This is a genomic window from Methylobacterium sp., assembly GCF_019745455.1.
Taxonomy (GTDB): domain Bacteria; phylum Pseudomonadota; class Alphaproteobacteria; order Rhizobiales; family Beijerinckiaceae; genus Methylobacterium.
Map to the genome: position 1 here is coordinate 1 of NZ_JAIETD010000133.1, position 15337 is coordinate 15337.

Sequence of the window (15337 nt, forward strand, 5' to 3'; positions counted from 1 at the left end):
GTCAAAACATTGAAATTTATCCTTCTATACTGATTCAATTTTACACAATGCGACGCATATGGTCAATAAAGGCAATATTCCCGAGCGTGACCTGCCGTCCATCCGCAGGCTGCCGCTCAACCTGCTGAGTTCTGCCGAGAGGGCACACTGACGGGTTTGATTCCAGAGTTTGGTCGTGCACTCTTCAAGTCGGGGTGGAGGGATGCGCGACGGGCCAAGTTCCTCACGGCGGAGCCACTACGACGGAGGCAGTCCGTCGAGCGGTACAACATAGTCAAGCGAGCCGAAGGCTCTCTCGAAGCGCTACGGGGTCAACAAAAGACGGTCGCCAAACGGCGGCAGCGGACCTCGATCGCCGACCGGTGCGCCAGGCAAGGAGCCGCGTTCGACGGTGCTGTCACCGGAGGATGAGGCGGTCGTCGTCATCCGTTCCTACCGCTCGACGCCTGCCTACACGCGATCCGGGCGACGATCCCACACCTGACCTGTTCGTCGCTACATCGATGCCTGCAGCGCCACGGCATCAGCCGACTGCCGGAGGTCGACGGCATCAAGCCCAAGCGCTCGCGCTTCAAGGCCTACCCGCTCGGCTACCTGCACATCGATCTGGCCGAGGTTCATACGGCCGAAAGGCGGCTCTAACCGCTCGTCGCCATCAACCCCACGACCACGTTCGCCTTCGTCGAGCCACATGGGAAGGCAGCGCGGAGCGTGGCGCTCAACTTCCTCCGCCATCTCATCGGGGCCGTGCCTTACAAGGTGCGTACGGTGCACACCCACAACGGCACCCACCTCACCCCGCCCGGCACCGTCGCCTCGGCAGCCTCCATCATCAGGGAGGCGATCGCAGCCGGCGAGTCATTCCGAGCCCACTGCTTCGAGCTTGCCACGCATGCAACGATATCAACCACTGGCTCATCACTTCGCGCCACCCCTGGACCAACGGTCAGGTCGATCGGATGAATCGCACGATCAAGGACGGGACGGTCAAGGGCTACCACGACGACAGCCACGAACAGCTCGGCGCTCACTTGGCCGACTTCGTCAGCGGCCACAACTTCGCAGGGCCGCCTCGAGACCCTGCGTGGCCTCACGCCTCATGAGGACATCTGCAAAGCATGGTCGGCCGAGTCCGGCCGCTTCAGGTCGAACCCGCTCCACCAGATGCAGGGACCAAACATCCGCCGATGCAAGGATACATCACATATACGGAAGCCGTTCTCCTTGATGAAGAAGGGTTTGTTTTAAAACGCTCTCTCTTCGTACCGATACAACGCATGCAAAATTTTCTTAGCTGCTCAGTTCCCTGAGGCGCAGGGCGTGTCCACTTGAGGAGAATTTACGATCAGTGAGAAATGACCTGCTCGGGTCCGAGGCGGAACGTCGGCTTCGGGATGTTGGCCGGGTTCCGCTTCCCACCCCGATCCGAAGTGGCCGGACTGCCGGCGCGTGGCCACTTTCGGGAAGCGTCGATGGCTCTCGGCCCGGCTTGCATGGGTTGGAGCCCTCCAGTCGACAATCTCAAACATCAGCCAATCCCGCCTCCACCCTCACCGCGCCCAAACGCCCAGCCGTTCCGTCCGCGCCCGGTCCTCCGCGGCCACGAGATCGGGGGTCGCTTCCGGCGAGGCGCGGCCGCCGCCGTTGAAGAGGACGACCTCGGAGAGGTCGCGCCCGTCCACCGAGCAGAGATGGGCGTCGCTGCCCGCCACCGGCTGGCAGGAGACAGAACGGTTGCCGAGGTAGCGGGCGAGCTCTTCGCCCTGTCCGCCGCGGACCCAGACCACGCCGAACAGACGCACCACCTTGCCGTTGACCTTCAAGGTGGCGGTGTCGATCACCTCGACCTTGCCGGAGATCCCGCCGGGCTGCGTCACGACCTCGCCCTGCATCGGAGCGTCGTCGGGGGGTGGCTCCTCGTCTGAGGTGGGCGGCCGGATCGCCTCGGCCGATCTTGGCGGAACCGTCTGGGGCGCCGTCGGGGTCGAGGGCTGCTGCACCGGCTCCGGCGCGGACTCGACTGTCGGCCGCTGGGGCGCCTCCGCCACACGCGGGTCGGGGGTGGCCGGCTGAGTCTCGGACGACCGGTCTCCGCTGAAGATCAGTGTGAGAAGCCCGAGGATGCCGACGCCGACCAGAGCGGCGATCAGCGAGGGACGGCGCAGGATGCCCCCGGCGCCCATCGCATCGCGGGCATCGTCAAGGCCGCGCTGAAGCCTGTCGCGGCTCCGCGACCAAAGGAGGGCGCTTCCGTAGCGCAGGCGCAAGCCGGTTCGCCGAACCTGTCTGCGCCATGGGGCCGGCGCCTTCGCAATGCTCGCCGTGCGGGCCGCCGGTTCCTCCGGCGCAGAAATCGCAACGGCGGCGCGTGTCGCGCTGCGCGCCTTGATCCAGTCGGACCCTGCCGACGCCAGGGTAAGGCCCCGTTGCCGCGATTCCGCAACGAACGATCGCATCCGCGCCGACGGCTTCGCCCATGGCTTCGGCTTCGGCTTCGGCTCCGAAGCGGGCGCTTCCCGTGCGGGCGCGGCCGCCGGTTCGGGTTCGGCCGGCTTGAAGAGGCTCGGCTTGTCGTGGCGAAATTCCTCGATGAGATCGTCCAGGGTCAGCGGTCCGCCGGTCTCCGGATTCAGTCGGACGCTGCCGTCGCGGTCGACCACGCGGTAGCCGGGTGGCTCGGCGATCGCGTCGAGACGAGCCTCGATGAGGAGAGCGAGGGTACGCCTCGCGATCGGCTGCGGCCCCGCCCGGTCGATGGCGGCAGCGATCAACGAGCGCAGCCTCTCTCGCTCGGAGGCCCATGCGGCCTCCTCCCCGGCGGAGGCGTCGGAGAATACGGGGTCGGCCGGGTCGCTGGCGGCATCGAGGGACATGAATCCCGTCTTAGGCCCCCGGTTTCGCCCGCGCGTCAACCAGGCTCGCCGACGCGGCGCGGCTGAGGACGCGGCTCGATTCCGAGACGATCAAGGGCCGGTCCGCCGTAAAACTGATCTCCAGGACGAGCTCGGCGACACCTTGCGAGCGGGCGCCGCGCGCCGGGTTCTGGGCGCGGTAATCGAGGGTCGTCCGGACGACGCAGGACATCTGGGCCGCATTGCAGGCGGTCTGCGTCGTGCCGGACCGGATGGCGTAGCGACGGTCGGGCCAGCGCTGATTGAAGCGGCGCTTGTCGGCCATCACCGCCTCGAGACCCTCGACCTTGCCGAAGCGGCGCACCCGCTGGGCGTAGAAGCGCGGTGCCGCTGCCAGGGTCACCGCATTGGGGGCGGAGATGCTGTCGACATACTCGAAGGTCAGCTGCTGGGCTCTGCCGGCCCAGTCGACGAAGCGCGAATCGTCGACCGCCGGTGCCGGTGCGATCACTCGATGCGGAGAGGCTGCGGAACGTCCGCGGCGGGACATGGCGGGAGTCTCCGATAGCCTTCGGCGAACCATCCTGTCACCGAATCCGGATTCCCCCGATTGTCGTGCGGTCACCGCCCTCGGACCCTGCGCCGCCTCGCCCTTCGCCGCTTCTTTCGCATTGGCCGGAACGGACCTCAGGGCGTCGGCTTTTGATGTCTCGGTGGCCTTGGGTCCTTCCGTCCTGGGCGCCTCCGCCTTCGGCATGTCGGTCCTGGCCGGAGGGTCAACCCAGCCCGGCCGCTGCTGTGCCTGTGCCGAGGCCATCGTCACGAGACCGCCGACCATGGCGGCTGAGAGGAGGATCAGGTTGTCGCGCATGGCATCGGCACCGGGATCGCAGTCGAGGGGCGGGCGAGGATCGTCTCGTGGCAGCATCGCGGCCTGCCTTGCACCGGACCTTGCCCGGTCCGACCAGCTTAAACGGAAGCGGGCGGCTCCGGTTTCCATGATGGCGACAGAAAGATGGTTCTCCCCGATTTACCCGATTTCGACTGAGGCTCCGCCTTGCCGCCGCATGGGAGTCGGGACACAAGCCTTGCCATTGCCCTGCCGCTACCCACCTGTATCGGCGTCGGGTCCGGGCCCCTCTGGCGGTGGATGTGTCGACCGTGATGTCGGACCCCTTCTCTGCCGCCGTGCCGTTCGTGGCGCAGCCGCACCGGAGGGATCTTGCCACGTGACCACACGATCGTTTTCTGTCCATTTTCGCGAGATCTGCTCGTGGTAGATGCCCCAGCGCCGGGCCGCCGCGCCCTGCTTCTCGTCAACCCGAAGGCGCGCAACGGCGCCGTGCCGCTCGACGAGATCCGCGAGGCTCTTCGTGCGGGGGGCATCACCACGTTCGAGCCTCCGGGCGATCCCGATTGCACCGCCGTGATCAAGCGTTACGCCGCGGAATGCGACCTCGTTATCCTCGGCGGCGGCGACGGAACCATGAATTCGGCCGCGCCCGCCCTCGTCGAAACCGGCCTGCCGTTGGGCATCCTGCCGCTCGGCACCGCCAACGACCTCGCCCGCTCCCTGAACCTGCCCCTCGAGCCCGTGGCCGCGGCGCAGATGATCACCACCGAACGGCCGCGCCCGGCCGATCTCGGGTGGGTCAACGGACACTATTATTTCAACGTCGCCAGCATCGGCTTCTCGGCGGAGCTCGCCGGGGACCTCACCGCCGAATCCAAGAAGCGCTGGGGCACCCTCGGCTACGCCATCGCGGCGATCCGGGTGCTGCGCCGGGTACGTCCGTTCACGGTCACCATCGAGCATGACGGCACCGTCGAGAAGGTCACGACGATCCAGGTCTCTGTCGGCAACGGGCGCCATTACGGTGGCGGCATGACCGTGGAGGAGACCGCCCAGGTCGACGACGGCAAGCTCGATTTCTACAGTCTCGAAGTCGATCACTGGTGGCGGCTCATCGCCCTGCTGCCGGCCCTGCGCCGCGGCACCCACGGCCGCGCGGAGGATGTACGCGCCTTCCATACCACCGAGATCGTGGTGAGGACGAAGCGCCCCCGCCCCGTCAACACCGATGGCGAGCTCACCACCCACACCCCGGCCCATTTCAAGGTCGTGCCGAAAGCCGTGCGCATCGTCTCGCCGGAGCCGGGTGCCGTTTCGCCGGCGCTCGCCGGTATCTCATTACCCTTCTCCTTCGCACCGAGGTCCTGACTCCCGTGGACAGCCTGATCACTCTCGCCTCAGACCCGACCGCCTGGGCGGCGCTTGCCACCCTCGTCGTGATGGAGGTCGTACTCGGCATCGACAACCTCATCTTCATCTCGATCCTGACGAACAAGCTGCCCGAGGAGCATCAGGCCAAGGCCCGTCGCATCGGCATCGGCCTCGCCCTGATCCTGCGCCTCGCGCTCCTGGGCTCGGTCGCCTACATCGTCCAGCTCACCGAGCCGGTCTTCGAGGTCTTCGGGAAAGGCTTTTCCTGGCGCGACCTCATCCTCATCGCCGGCGGCCTGTTCCTGCTCTGGAAGGCGACGCAGGAGATCCATCACAGCCTCGATCCGAAGCCCGAGACGCAAGGGACGGCCAAGGTCCAGATCGGCTTCGCCGCGGCGATCGGCCAGATCCTCATCCTCGACCTCGTCTTCTCGATCGACAGCATCATCACCGCCGTCGGCATGACCGAGCACGTGCCGATCATGGTCATCGCCGTGCTCGCTGCCGTGACGGTGATGCTCCTCGCCGCCGACCCGCTCTCGCGCTTCATCGCCGCCAATCCGACCGTGGTGATGCTGGCGCTCGGCTTCCTCATCATGATCGGCATGACGCTGATCGCCGAAGGCTTCGGCGCGCATGTGCCCAAGGGCTACATCTACAGCGCCATGGCGTTTTCGGCCGGCGTCGAGACTCTCAACATCCTCGCCCGCCGGCGCCGGCAGGCGAAGGCGGCAACGGGGGGCTGAACGGCCATTCACCGCTCCTCTCCCTGCTCCAGACGGCAGGGAGAGGCCTGTGGATAACTCACACGTCCCTCAATTCCGGCAAGCTTGTCGCAAGAGCACCGGCGAATCGCTTTGTCGCAGCCAAAGCGCTTGTGGATAACCCTCCGCAACCCCACTTCTGATGCATGGGAACGTCGGCGTTGACGTCTCAGAAGCGCTACGATTATAAGCGGAACAAATGGCGAACAAGAGAGCTTTGTCCTGGTCGGCCGCCCTCCGCGACCTGCGGGACGACCGGGCGCGGAGAATGGATGTGCGTGAAGAACGCCTGAGATCGACGGCCGGGTTGCGCGGAACTCCAGCCCTGACGCTCAGCGCCTGGCGTGGGCATTCGGGCCGCCGCTACGTCGTCGGCGTTCACGACCTCATCGAGCCCGATCTTGCGGAGATGGGCGAGGCCGTCGTGATCGCGGTGCGTCGCGACGAAGCCGGCGTCGCCGAACTCGTTGCCGTCTCCACCGCCGGTGGGACACCGCGCGAACGCCTGCAGCATTGGATTGCCCGCGCCCGAAAGCGCGGTGCCACCGAGATGCACGTCCACCGCCTCGCCGAGGACGAGAACGAGCGTCAGGCGATCGTCGCCGACCTCGATGGAGCGGCCGATACGGACGCTGCGGCCTAGAGCGGCAGCGTAGCGACGCTTGCATCGCACCTCCCGGCTCGTCCAAGACGGGCCCTCGCTGCGGAAGTCAGGCCCATCCGCAAGCCGGGAGAGCAAGAACGATGGCATCCAACGCAGGTGAAGAACGGTCGAGCGGGGCGGTGGCTGCCAAGGGCGGGCCGAGCCGGATCGGCCTCTTCCTTCCGTTCATTCTGCTGAGCCTCCTCGTCGTACTCTGGTCAGTCGCCTGGCTCTGGATCCGCGGCCGGGCCAGCGACGAGATGGACGCTTGGCTCGCCCGCGAGGCGAATGCGGGCCGAACCTGGACTTGCGCGGACCGCTCCGTCACCGGCTATCCGTTCCGCCTCGAATTGCGCTGCGCCTCCCTCGCTTTTTCACGCGCCGACAGCAGCTTCACACTCGGGCCCCTGACCGCCGTGGTTCAGGTCTACCAGCCGCGCCATGGCTTGCTGCAGGTCGCCGGACCGTTTCACGTGAAACAGGGCGACCTCAGCGCAGACGCCACCTGGACCGACTTGGAGGCGAGCTTCCACGGCGCTTCGGACGGCTTCAGCCGGGCGTCCCTCGTGGTGAACGGAGCCAAGGGGCAGATCCGCAACGCAGGCCCCCAGCCGATCGATTTTTCCGGCAATCATCTCGAAGCCCATGCCAGACCGACGCCCGGCCGCTTCGCCAGCGGCGGCGCCGTCGATGTCAGCCTGCGCCTGACGAAGGCCCTGATCCCGCCCCTCGATCCTTTGACCGGCAACGCCGACCCGCTCGACCTCGCGCTTGATGCGACGATCGATCAGGCCGCAGGTCTGCGCACCGGCGAGGTTGCCCGCGAACTCGAGGAATGGCGTCAGGCCGGCGGCCGGCTCGATATCGCTCTCCTGTCGCTCGCCAAGGGCGACAGTCGTCTTCAGGCGAATGGCAGGATCGGCCTCGATGACGATCACCGCCCGGCGGGAGAACTGGACCTGCGGGCAGCCAACCTCGAAGCTATGGTGAGCCAGGTCCTCGGCCAGCGCATCGGTGCCGAGCGCGGAGCGATGGTCGGCAAGCTGCTCGGGCAGATCCTCGCCGGCGGCAGGCGGCCATCCTCCGTCGAGGCTCCCAATTCTGGCGCCGAAGCAGGCCTCAAGCCGTTGCCGCAACTACGCCTGACCGATGGTCGCCTTGTCCTCGGCCCGTTTCCGGTCCCGAACGTCGTGCTCCCGTCCCTCTATTGAGGCGACGCGCGGGTGAGAGCTGTTCCCGCAAGGTAGGACGTCATGGCGATCCCAGAGTACGGCGGGCCTGAAGCCGCAGCGGCAAACGCTACGCGGACCGCCTATCCGCTCCTCACCCTCACGGCGATGCTCTGGGCCGGCAATGCCGTCGCCAGCAAATGGGCCGTGGGCGAGGTCTCGCCGCAGGTGCTGACTTGCTTACGCTGGCTCGTGGTCTGCGCCGTCCTCCTCGGCATCGCTCGGGCCGACATACGCCGGGATTGGCCACGGCTCGTCCCGCGTTGGTTGACCATCCTGTTGATGGGGGCGGGTGGATACACGGCCTTCAACAGCCTGTTCTACGCGGCCGGCACCTATACCACGACCCTCAACCTCGCCCTGTTCCAGGGCACGCTGCCGGTCCTCGTCATCCTCGCCAATTACGGGGTGCGCGGTGCCACCGTAACCGGCTTGCAGATGCTCGGCGTGACCGTCACCCTGGCCGGCACCGCCCTGGCGGCAACCCATGGCGACCTGACGGTTCTGACGACACTCGCCCTCAACCGAGGCGACGTCCTCATGCTCATCGCCTGCCTGCTCTATGCCGGCTACACGGTCGCCCTACCGTCCCGGCCCGCGGTCTCGGGCCTGTCCTTCTTCACTGCGATGGCCGGCGCGGCCTTCCTGACCTCCGTGCCGTTGCTTGCTGCCGAATGGGCGGCGGGACAGACGATCTGGCCGTCGGCGAAGGGTTGGGTGATCGTCGTCTTCGTATCACTCGGCCCCTCGCTCGGCTCGCAGCTCGCCTTCATGCGCGGTGTCGAGCTGATCGGCCCGAACCGGGCAGGCGTCTTCGTCAACCTCGTCCCGGTCTTCGGCGCGCTGCTCGCCGTCGTCCTCGTCGGCGAGACCTTCCGCTGGCACGACGGGGTTGCCCTCGCCCTGGTCCTGGGCGGCATCGTCATCGCCGAGCGTCTGGGGCGGCGCCCTGCCGATCGATCCTCCGCCAAATGAGTGGCGTGCCGAAGCGCACCAGACTGGAAACGAGCCGGTAACGCATGAGAGCCAGCCGCCGAAACCCCTGCAGCTGCCCGGACGATCCGGCGCCGCAACAGCCCAGGAGTTCAGGTCATGCTCAAGTCCCTCTCGATCGCCGCCCTTGCTCTCACCCTCGCCGCCGGCAGCGCCATCGCGGCGCCCCGGTCCCTCGATGTGTGGGGAGCGCATCTCAACGCCCCGACCTACCTCACGGACAACGATTCCCGCGAATACGAGGTCATCACCGGCACGAACGCCGGCGGCACCAGCTACATGGCCCTCGCCGGCGCCGAGGGCGGCAAGTCGAGCAAAGCTAATCCGCGCCGCGTCCGCTAGTGCAGGTAAGACGGACATCCCGCTTCGACTCGGGATGTCCGCGACGGCCTCGATGACACGGGTCTCGGCTCAGACCACCGCGTCCCAGGTTTCGCTGATCGGCTTGCCGTCGAGCACGAGGCGCGCCCGCAGGACGACGTCTCCAGCCGGCATCGGCATAGGCGGGCGCCATTCCGTGACGATGCGCCAGCCGCCGGTCTGGTTGACCTTCTCCAAAACCGGATCGACCATCTTGCCGGCGCTGGCCGAGACCGAGGCGGTGATCGGGGCGTCGGCGCTGACGGGCAGTCCCGGCCCCTCGAAATCGATCATGATGAGCCGCCGGCCCGGCAGCGGCGGTTTGAGCGGCCGAAGTTGGTCGGCCGATCCGAAGCGGGTCGAGACCACCCGTGCGAGGGCGCCCGGAAGGGTCGAATCCGGCTCCGGGCCCACTGTGGTCAGGGTATAGTCGAGGGCAAGCGGTGCGCCGACGGCAGGGCTCGTCTGCGGCACGAAGGCGGCGACGATGTTGTCGTTCCATTCCTCGCGGGACGGGATCTCGAACAACTCGACCGCGCCGGGGCCGAAGCCGCCAGGCACCGTCGGCGCCACCCACAGGCCCGGCCGCGCCTCCTGTCTCGCGGCCACATCCATATAGGCGGCGAAACGCCGCTCGCGCTGGAGCAGGCCGAAGCCGACAAGGTTGTCGGCCCGGAACAGCGACGCCTGCGGCGCCACCCGCCCATTGACGAGGGGGCGCCAGAGCCGGTCGTCCCGGGTCGCCACCGCGAGCCCGTCGGAATCGTGGACATGCGGCCGGACATCCTCGATCGGCACCGCGTTCCGGGCTCCGGGCCCGTTCTGGCCAGTCACGAACATGCTGGTCAAAGGCGCCAGCCCGAGCCGGCCGATGGCATGACGCGGATGCAACGAGGCCGAGACCGCGACCCGCGAGGGATCGCCCGGCGCGATCTCGAAACGGTAGGCGCCGGCGAGACTCGGCGAATCGAGGAGCGCCAGGACCGTGATCGTGTGTGCCTCGGGTGCGGGTTCCGAGATCCAGAAGGCGGTGAAATCGGGAAATTCTTCCGGCTTGCCCGGATTGGCGGTGTTGATCGCCGCGGCGCGGGCCGAGATGCCGTATTCCTGGCCCTTGCCACGCAGGCGGAAATACGATGCCCCGAGGAAGACGAGGAATTCTTCCTGCTGGCCGGCGTTGAGCGGATCGAAGGCGTAGTGCAGCCGAAATCCCGCGAAGCCGAGCTCGGACGAGAACGACTTTCCGGCGAGCTTGTCGCCGAGGCGGAACAGCTTCGAATCGTAGGCGAGCGGACGTGGCGGCCCCTCATCGCTCTGCAGGAACAGGGCGACCCGCTTTCGGTGCAGGAAGCCGCGGTGGAACAGCTGCATCGAGAACAGGCGGTTCAGCTTCGGCGCCGCCTCCGGCCTGAAGCCGATGGCGACATAGCCGTCGTAATCGAGCTTGGCCAAGGCCGGCGGAAGGTCGTCGAGCTGCGGCTTGTAGGGTGAGGCCGCGAGCGCCTTCGCCTGCGCCACGACACCCGCAAAGGTCATCGGTCCTTCGCCCTCCGCGTGGGCTCGGCCACTCGGCAGCATCGCTGCCGTCGCGGCGCCGAGGCCGGCCTGGAGCATCGCCCGCCGGGAGAGGTCGCTGTCTGGCTGTGTTGTCATCGGGGATCCCGTTGCGAGGAGAGAATCGCGCCTCCCTATCACGGCATGACGATCTCCAAGGTCACGCCGACCCGCGCCTCCACGGTGATGCGTCCGGGCCGTACCGGCAGCCTCGTCTCCGGTTCCGGAGCCGGCGCTGCGAGTGCTCGGGCCGACCGGTAGGGCAGGTCAGCGCTCCCTCTCTCCACGGCGATGCCCAGCACCCGGCCCGGCTTCGCGCCGGCTGCCGCGACGAGACGCTTCGCCCGGTCGAGGGCATCGGCGACGGCGCGTTCTTCGAGGGAGATCTGCAAGGCGCGAGCCTCCTTCAGCGAGAAATTCACCGCCTGGACCATGGCCCCGGCCTCGGCGAGGCGGGGCAGCAGAGCCGGAATTGCCCCCAGGTCGCCCATCATGACGGTGAGGCCGTACTGCGCACTGAAGCCTGTCCGCCGCCGCTTCTCGGCGACCTCGCGGCTGCGCTCGTCGCGAACGGCCTCGTAGACTGCCTGGACCATCGGGCCGTCGCTCTCGGTGTCGGCTTCTGCGATTCCCGCCGCCTTGAGCACCGGCAGCACGCGGTTGACGCGGGCGGTCAGATCGCGCGTCGCCTCCTCGGAGCTCGCTGCTGTGGCCTCGACCCGCAACATCATCGTCGCCCGGTCAGCCATGCGGGTCTCGCGTGCCTCTCCCGTGATCTGAACCGAAGGCGGGGCCACTTCGGCGCGCGCCGCTGCGACCCAAAAAGGCATGATCATGCCGAGGACGGCGGCGAGATGCGCCAGACCGGCTCGCGTCGAACGATCAACGGGCATCGCCACCCACCGTCGCATTCTCGTCATCCCGTCCTGATCCCTTCATGCCGCCTGGCTTTCGGATAAAAGCCCGTTCGCGGCTGAATCAAACCCTGTTCCTCCGTTCGGGCGGCATTCAGGCGCCGCTACCTCCTATGTTGCACTCTTCTGCAACCTTTCTCCCCTCCCGCTTCGAATGTCCCCCATGACCAGCCCTCGGTCCCTGCGCGAGCCCTCGCCCGTCGAGATGTCCGCCCCTGTCGAGCTCCTCGTCGAGTCGAGCGCTAAGCTTCTGCGGCGTCGGCTCCTCCTCGCCGTGCCGACCCTGATGACGGCAGCGACGGCGGTCGCCCTCGCCTGGTTGGCCTATGGCCAGCCGGCCGGCTTCCTCGGCTGGACCGTGCTCGTGCTGTTCGGCCTGGTGATGACCTGGCAGTCCTTCGTGGCCTGGCAATACCTCTACGGCCTGATCGCGACGGGCCTCGGCGCGCGCGTGAAATCCGCTCTGGAGATCCGCTCGGAGAGCGTGCCGGCCCGCGCCTCCGGGGAGAGCCGCACCGCCGCATTGGTGGCGATCCATGCCGAGGACGCGGTCGCGGTGTTCGCGGCGCTTCGCGTGATGGCCCGCTCGCTCCAGCGCGAGGGCGGCACGGGAGAGGACGTCGACATCTTCGTCCTTTCCGACACCCGCGACGGCGCCATTGCGGCGGTTGAGGAGCACGAATTCGCCAGGATCGAAACCTGGGCGGCCCAGAACGGACCGGGCTTGCCCCGGTTCCGCTATCGCCGCCGCGAGCAGAACATCGGCCGCAAGGCCGGTAACATCACCGAGTTCTGCCGGACCTACGGCCCTGAATACGACTTCATGATCGTGCTCGACGCCGACAGCCTGATGACCGGCGCCACCATGCGCCGCCTCGTCCGGCTCATGGAGGAGGCACCGAAGGTCGGCCTGATCCAGACCGTCAGCTACGCCGCCGGCCGCGACACCCTCTTCGCTCGTATCCAGCAATTCGCAGTGCGGCTCTACGCGCCGCTCGCCATCCGCTGCCTCGAGACCTGGCAGGGTCCAGATGGCAGCTATTGGGGCCACAACGCCATCCTGCGGATCGAGGCCTTCGCGCAGAATGCCGAGCTGCCGGTGCTGCGCGGCAAGGCGCCCCTCGGCGGCGAGATCCTCTGCCACGACATCGTCGAGGGCGCGCTGCTGCGCCGGGCCGGCTGGGAGGTGCGCCTGCTGCCCGAGATGGGCGGCACCTGGGAGGAGATGCCGACGAACCTCGTCGACCTCCTGGGGCGCGAGCGCCGCTGGTGTCAGGGCAACATGCAGCATCTCGGCGTGGTCGGGCTTCCGGGATTGAGAGCCGCGAGCCGTTGGCACCTCATCGTCGGCATCCTCTCCTACCTCGCCTGCCCGCTCTGGGTGCTGTTCCTCGCCGCCGCCGGAACGCAGGCTGCGCTCAGCGGCGATCTCGGGCTCCTCGCCTATGGGCTCACCGGATCGGGCGTCGCCGCCCACGCACTCGCCGCCCTCACGGTCACGGTCCTGGCGATGCCCAAGCTCCTCAGCCTCGGCCATGTCCTCGCCTCGCCGGAGCGGCGGGCGGCCTTCGGTGGGACCCGCTCGCTCCTCGTCAGCGCCGCTCTGGAACAGGCGATCTGGGTGCTGCTCTGGCCGGTCATGACGGTCTTCGCGGCGGGCGCCGTGGCCACAACCTTCCTCGGCCGGGTCGTGCGCTGGGACGCGCAGGTCCGCGACGACCGCCGCGTGCCGTGGGGCGAGGCCTGCCGGCTCCAGGCCGACGCCCTCGTGGTCGGCGCGGTGCTGGCCGGACTCCTCCTCTATGCCGGCGACCTCTGGCTCGGCCTGTGGCTGGCGCCCGTGGCCTTCGCGCTGCTTTCGAGCCCACCCCAGAGCGTGCTCACCAGCCGGGCCGATCTCGGCCGCAAGGCGAGGGCCGCCCGCCTGTTCCTGACCTCGGACGACACCGCACAGGCGCCCGAGCTCGTGGAACTCGCCAAGGGGCGCGGCCATGTCCCGGAGGTCGACGCCCAGGACCGCTCTATGCGTGCCCCCGAGTCGATCTGGATCCCCGAGGAAGCAGGGGCCGGTTCGTCGCGCTGACGAACGGCCAGCCTATTTCGCGGACGGCGCGTCGAGAACCTTGCCCGGATCTGTCCGCTGGCTCGGGTTCGAGCGGATCGGCGCGCTGCCGCTGGCGAGTTCGAGGCAGGTGAGAAGCTCGACATAGCCGGGTGAGCCGCCGAGTCCCGATTGCTTCGCGCATTGGGTCTTGGCATCGGCGCTGAACTCGCCCCAACGGCGCTTGGTCTCGTCGCGAGACTCGCGTTCCGAACGCAGGCAGCCGTCGCGGCTCTCCTTCTGAGTGCCAGTGCTGATCGAACCAGCCGAGCGGCAGGTCGCGTCGATGTCGAGGGAAGGCGGGCCCTCCTGCGCTTGGAGTTGATGCGTCGCCAGAAGGAGGGCGGCGCCGAGGAGGAAACGGTGAACGATCATGGCGGCGTCCTCGCGCGAACTTGCGGCCCATAACGCGCGAAACCGGCTTCGGGCTGCGCCCTAGCCTGCCATCCGCAACGCCGCATCAAGGTCTGCATAGAGATCCTCGACCGATTCGATGCCGACGGAGAGCCGCAGCAGGTCCGGCGGGCAGGGACTTCCCGCCCCCTCCACCGAGGCGCGATGCTCGATCAGGCTCTCGACGCCGCCGAGCGACGTGGCGCGCTTCCACAGGCGCACCCGCGCCGCCGTGGCGATGGCCGCGTCCTCGCCCGCCCTGACCCGGATCGACAGCATGAAGCCGAAGCCGCCTTCCATCTGCCGGGCGGCGACCGCATGGCCGGGATCCTCGGGCAGGCCCGGATACAGGACGGCCAAGATGCCGGGGTGGCGCCGGAAGCGCTGCGCAAGTTCCGCCGCGGCCGTCGATTGCGCGGCCACCCGCAGGTGGAGCGTGCGCAGGCCCCGCATCAGCAAATAGGCCTCGAACGGCCCGAGGATCGCCCCGCTCCCCGAGCGGATCGACCCGATGCGCTCCCAGGTCGCATCGAGGCGGGCGGTGGCGAGGACCCCCGCGACGACATCGGAATGGCCGTTGAGGATCTTGGTCGCCGAATGCATCACGATGTCGGCCCCGAGACTCAACGGCCTCGTATGGATCGGGGAGGCTGCGGTCGAATCGATGGCAAGCCGGGCGCCAGCCCCGTGGACGATCTCGGCGGCGGCCCTGATGTCCGTGATGGTCCAGAGCGGGTTGCCGGGGGTCTCGATCCAGGCGAGCTTCGTCCGGCCGGGCTTGATCGCGGCGCGCAGGGCGTCGAGGTCGTCCATGGCGACCGCCTCGACCTCCCAGCCTCTCAGCGGCGCTTCCGTGCCGAGCCAGCGGCGTAGCCCCCAATACATCACCTGCGGCACGACGATGTGGTCGCCGGGTGCGAGGGAGCCGAAGACCGCGGCAGCGGCGGCCATGCCGGAGCCGAACAGCATCGCGGCCGGCGCTTCCTCCAGCATGGCGATCACCGCCTCGCATTCGCGGACCGTGGCGTTGTCCGGCCTGGCATAGGAATATCCAGAGGCGTAGCCGTTGTCGGGATCGCGCAGGAAGGTCGTGGAGAGGTGGAGCGGCGGCACCACGGCGCGGGTCGCGGGGTCGATCCGCCCCATCGCCTGGGCCGCGAGGCTACGTTTCTCGAAAGCCGGACGATCCGCCTCCTGGTCCCCGGGCTCGGTCTGCGCCATCTCGATCTCTCTTCGTCCGATTGCCGACGCGGCGAGGCCTTGCAGAACGGGTGCCCGGCGGCAAGCTCGGGTGCCTTCCGGAGACGTCC

Annotated in this window: 13 protein-coding genes and 1 pseudogene; 8 read left to right on the forward strand and 6 right to left on the reverse strand. The window is 68.1% G+C overall.

What is annotated here, in order from left to right; all coding sequences use genetic code 11:
- Positions 1-194 precede the first annotated feature (194 nt).
- Positions 195-1248 (forward strand): annotated as a pseudogene (locus K2Y56_RS22575) (integrase core domain-containing protein).
- Positions 1249-1550: 302 nt separating this feature from the next.
- On the opposite strand, the gene K2Y56_RS22580 reads toward K2Y56_RS22575, so the two are convergent.
- The gene (locus K2Y56_RS22580; protein ID WP_292513119.1) at positions 1551-2873 is read right to left on the reverse strand and encodes a hypothetical protein; all 1323 of its coding nucleotides are present in this window, start codon (positions 2871-2873) and stop codon (positions 1551-1553) included.
- Between the two features lie 10 nt (positions 2874-2883).
- Positions 2884-3780: a hypothetical protein gene (locus K2Y56_RS22585; RefSeq protein ID WP_292513122.1), complete on the reverse strand. Its 897-nt coding sequence runs from the start codon at positions 3778-3780 to the stop codon at positions 2884-2886.
- Positions 3781-4125: 345 nt separating this feature from the next.
- Here K2Y56_RS22585 and K2Y56_RS22590 point away from each other — a divergent pair, with 345 nt between their 5' ends.
- From K2Y56_RS22590 to K2Y56_RS22615, 6 genes are all read left to right on the forward strand, one after another.
- Positions 4126-5073: a lipid kinase gene (locus K2Y56_RS22590; RefSeq protein ID WP_292513125.1), complete on the forward strand. Its 948-nt coding sequence runs from the start codon at positions 4126-4128 to the stop codon at positions 5071-5073.
- Positions 5074-5078: 5 nt separating this feature from the next.
- Complete coding sequence (locus K2Y56_RS22595) at positions 5079-5822, forward strand: TerC family protein (RefSeq protein ID WP_292513128.1); 744 nt, start codon at positions 5079-5081, stop codon at positions 5820-5822.
- A gap of 217 nt (positions 5823-6039) precedes the next feature.
- Positions 6040-6483, forward strand: a complete 444-nt coding sequence (locus K2Y56_RS22600; RefSeq protein ID WP_292513131.1) for a hypothetical protein — start codon at positions 6040-6042, stop codon at positions 6481-6483.
- 101 nt (positions 6484-6584) lie between these two features.
- Positions 6585-7694: a DUF2125 domain-containing protein gene (locus K2Y56_RS22605; protein WP_292513134.1), complete on the forward strand. Its 1110-nt coding sequence runs from the start codon at positions 6585-6587 to the stop codon at positions 7692-7694.
- Between the two features lie 42 nt (positions 7695-7736).
- Positions 7737-8687 (forward strand): DMT family transporter, encoded by a 951-nt coding sequence (locus K2Y56_RS22610; protein WP_292513138.1) that lies wholly within the window; start codon positions 7737-7739, stop codon positions 8685-8687.
- A 117-nt stretch (positions 8688-8804) separates the two neighbouring features.
- On the forward strand, positions 8805-9047 hold the full coding sequence (locus tag K2Y56_RS22615; protein WP_292513140.1) for a hypothetical protein: 243 nt from the start codon (positions 8805-8807) through the stop codon (positions 9045-9047).
- A 69-nt stretch (positions 9048-9116) separates the two neighbouring features.
- On the opposite strand, the gene K2Y56_RS22620 is transcribed toward K2Y56_RS22615, so the two are convergent.
- Positions 9117-10601 carry a glucan biosynthesis protein gene (locus K2Y56_RS22620; RefSeq protein ID WP_292513290.1) on the reverse strand — a complete coding sequence of 495 codons (1485 nt, stop codon included), beginning with the start codon at positions 10599-10601 and terminating at the stop codon, positions 9117-9119.
- 155 nt (positions 10602-10756) lie between these two features.
- Positions 10757-11512 carry an SIMPL domain-containing protein gene (locus tag K2Y56_RS22625; RefSeq protein WP_292513143.1) on the reverse strand — a complete coding sequence of 252 codons (756 nt, stop codon included), beginning with the start codon at positions 11510-11512 and terminating at the stop codon, positions 10757-10759.
- A 226-nt stretch (positions 11513-11738) separates the two neighbouring features.
- Here K2Y56_RS22625 and mdoH point away from each other — a divergent pair, with 226 nt between their 5' ends.
- Positions 11739-13616 (forward strand): glucans biosynthesis glucosyltransferase MdoH, encoded by a 1878-nt coding sequence (gene mdoH / locus K2Y56_RS22630; protein WP_292513293.1) that lies wholly within the window; start codon positions 11739-11741, stop codon positions 13614-13616.
- Between the two features lie 12 nt (positions 13617-13628).
- Here mdoH and K2Y56_RS22635 read toward each other — a convergent pair whose 3' ends face one another.
- Both K2Y56_RS22635 and K2Y56_RS22640 read right to left on the reverse strand, forming a co-directional pair.
- On the reverse strand, positions 13629-14009 hold the full coding sequence (locus K2Y56_RS22635; RefSeq protein WP_292513145.1) for a hypothetical protein: 381 nt from the start codon (positions 14007-14009) through the stop codon (positions 13629-13631).
- Positions 14010-14069: 60 nt separating this feature from the next.
- Positions 14070-15248 (reverse strand): aminotransferase class V-fold PLP-dependent enzyme, encoded by a 1179-nt coding sequence (locus tag K2Y56_RS22640; protein WP_292513148.1) that lies wholly within the window; start codon positions 15246-15248, stop codon positions 14070-14072.
- Positions 15249-15337 lie beyond the last annotated feature (89 nt).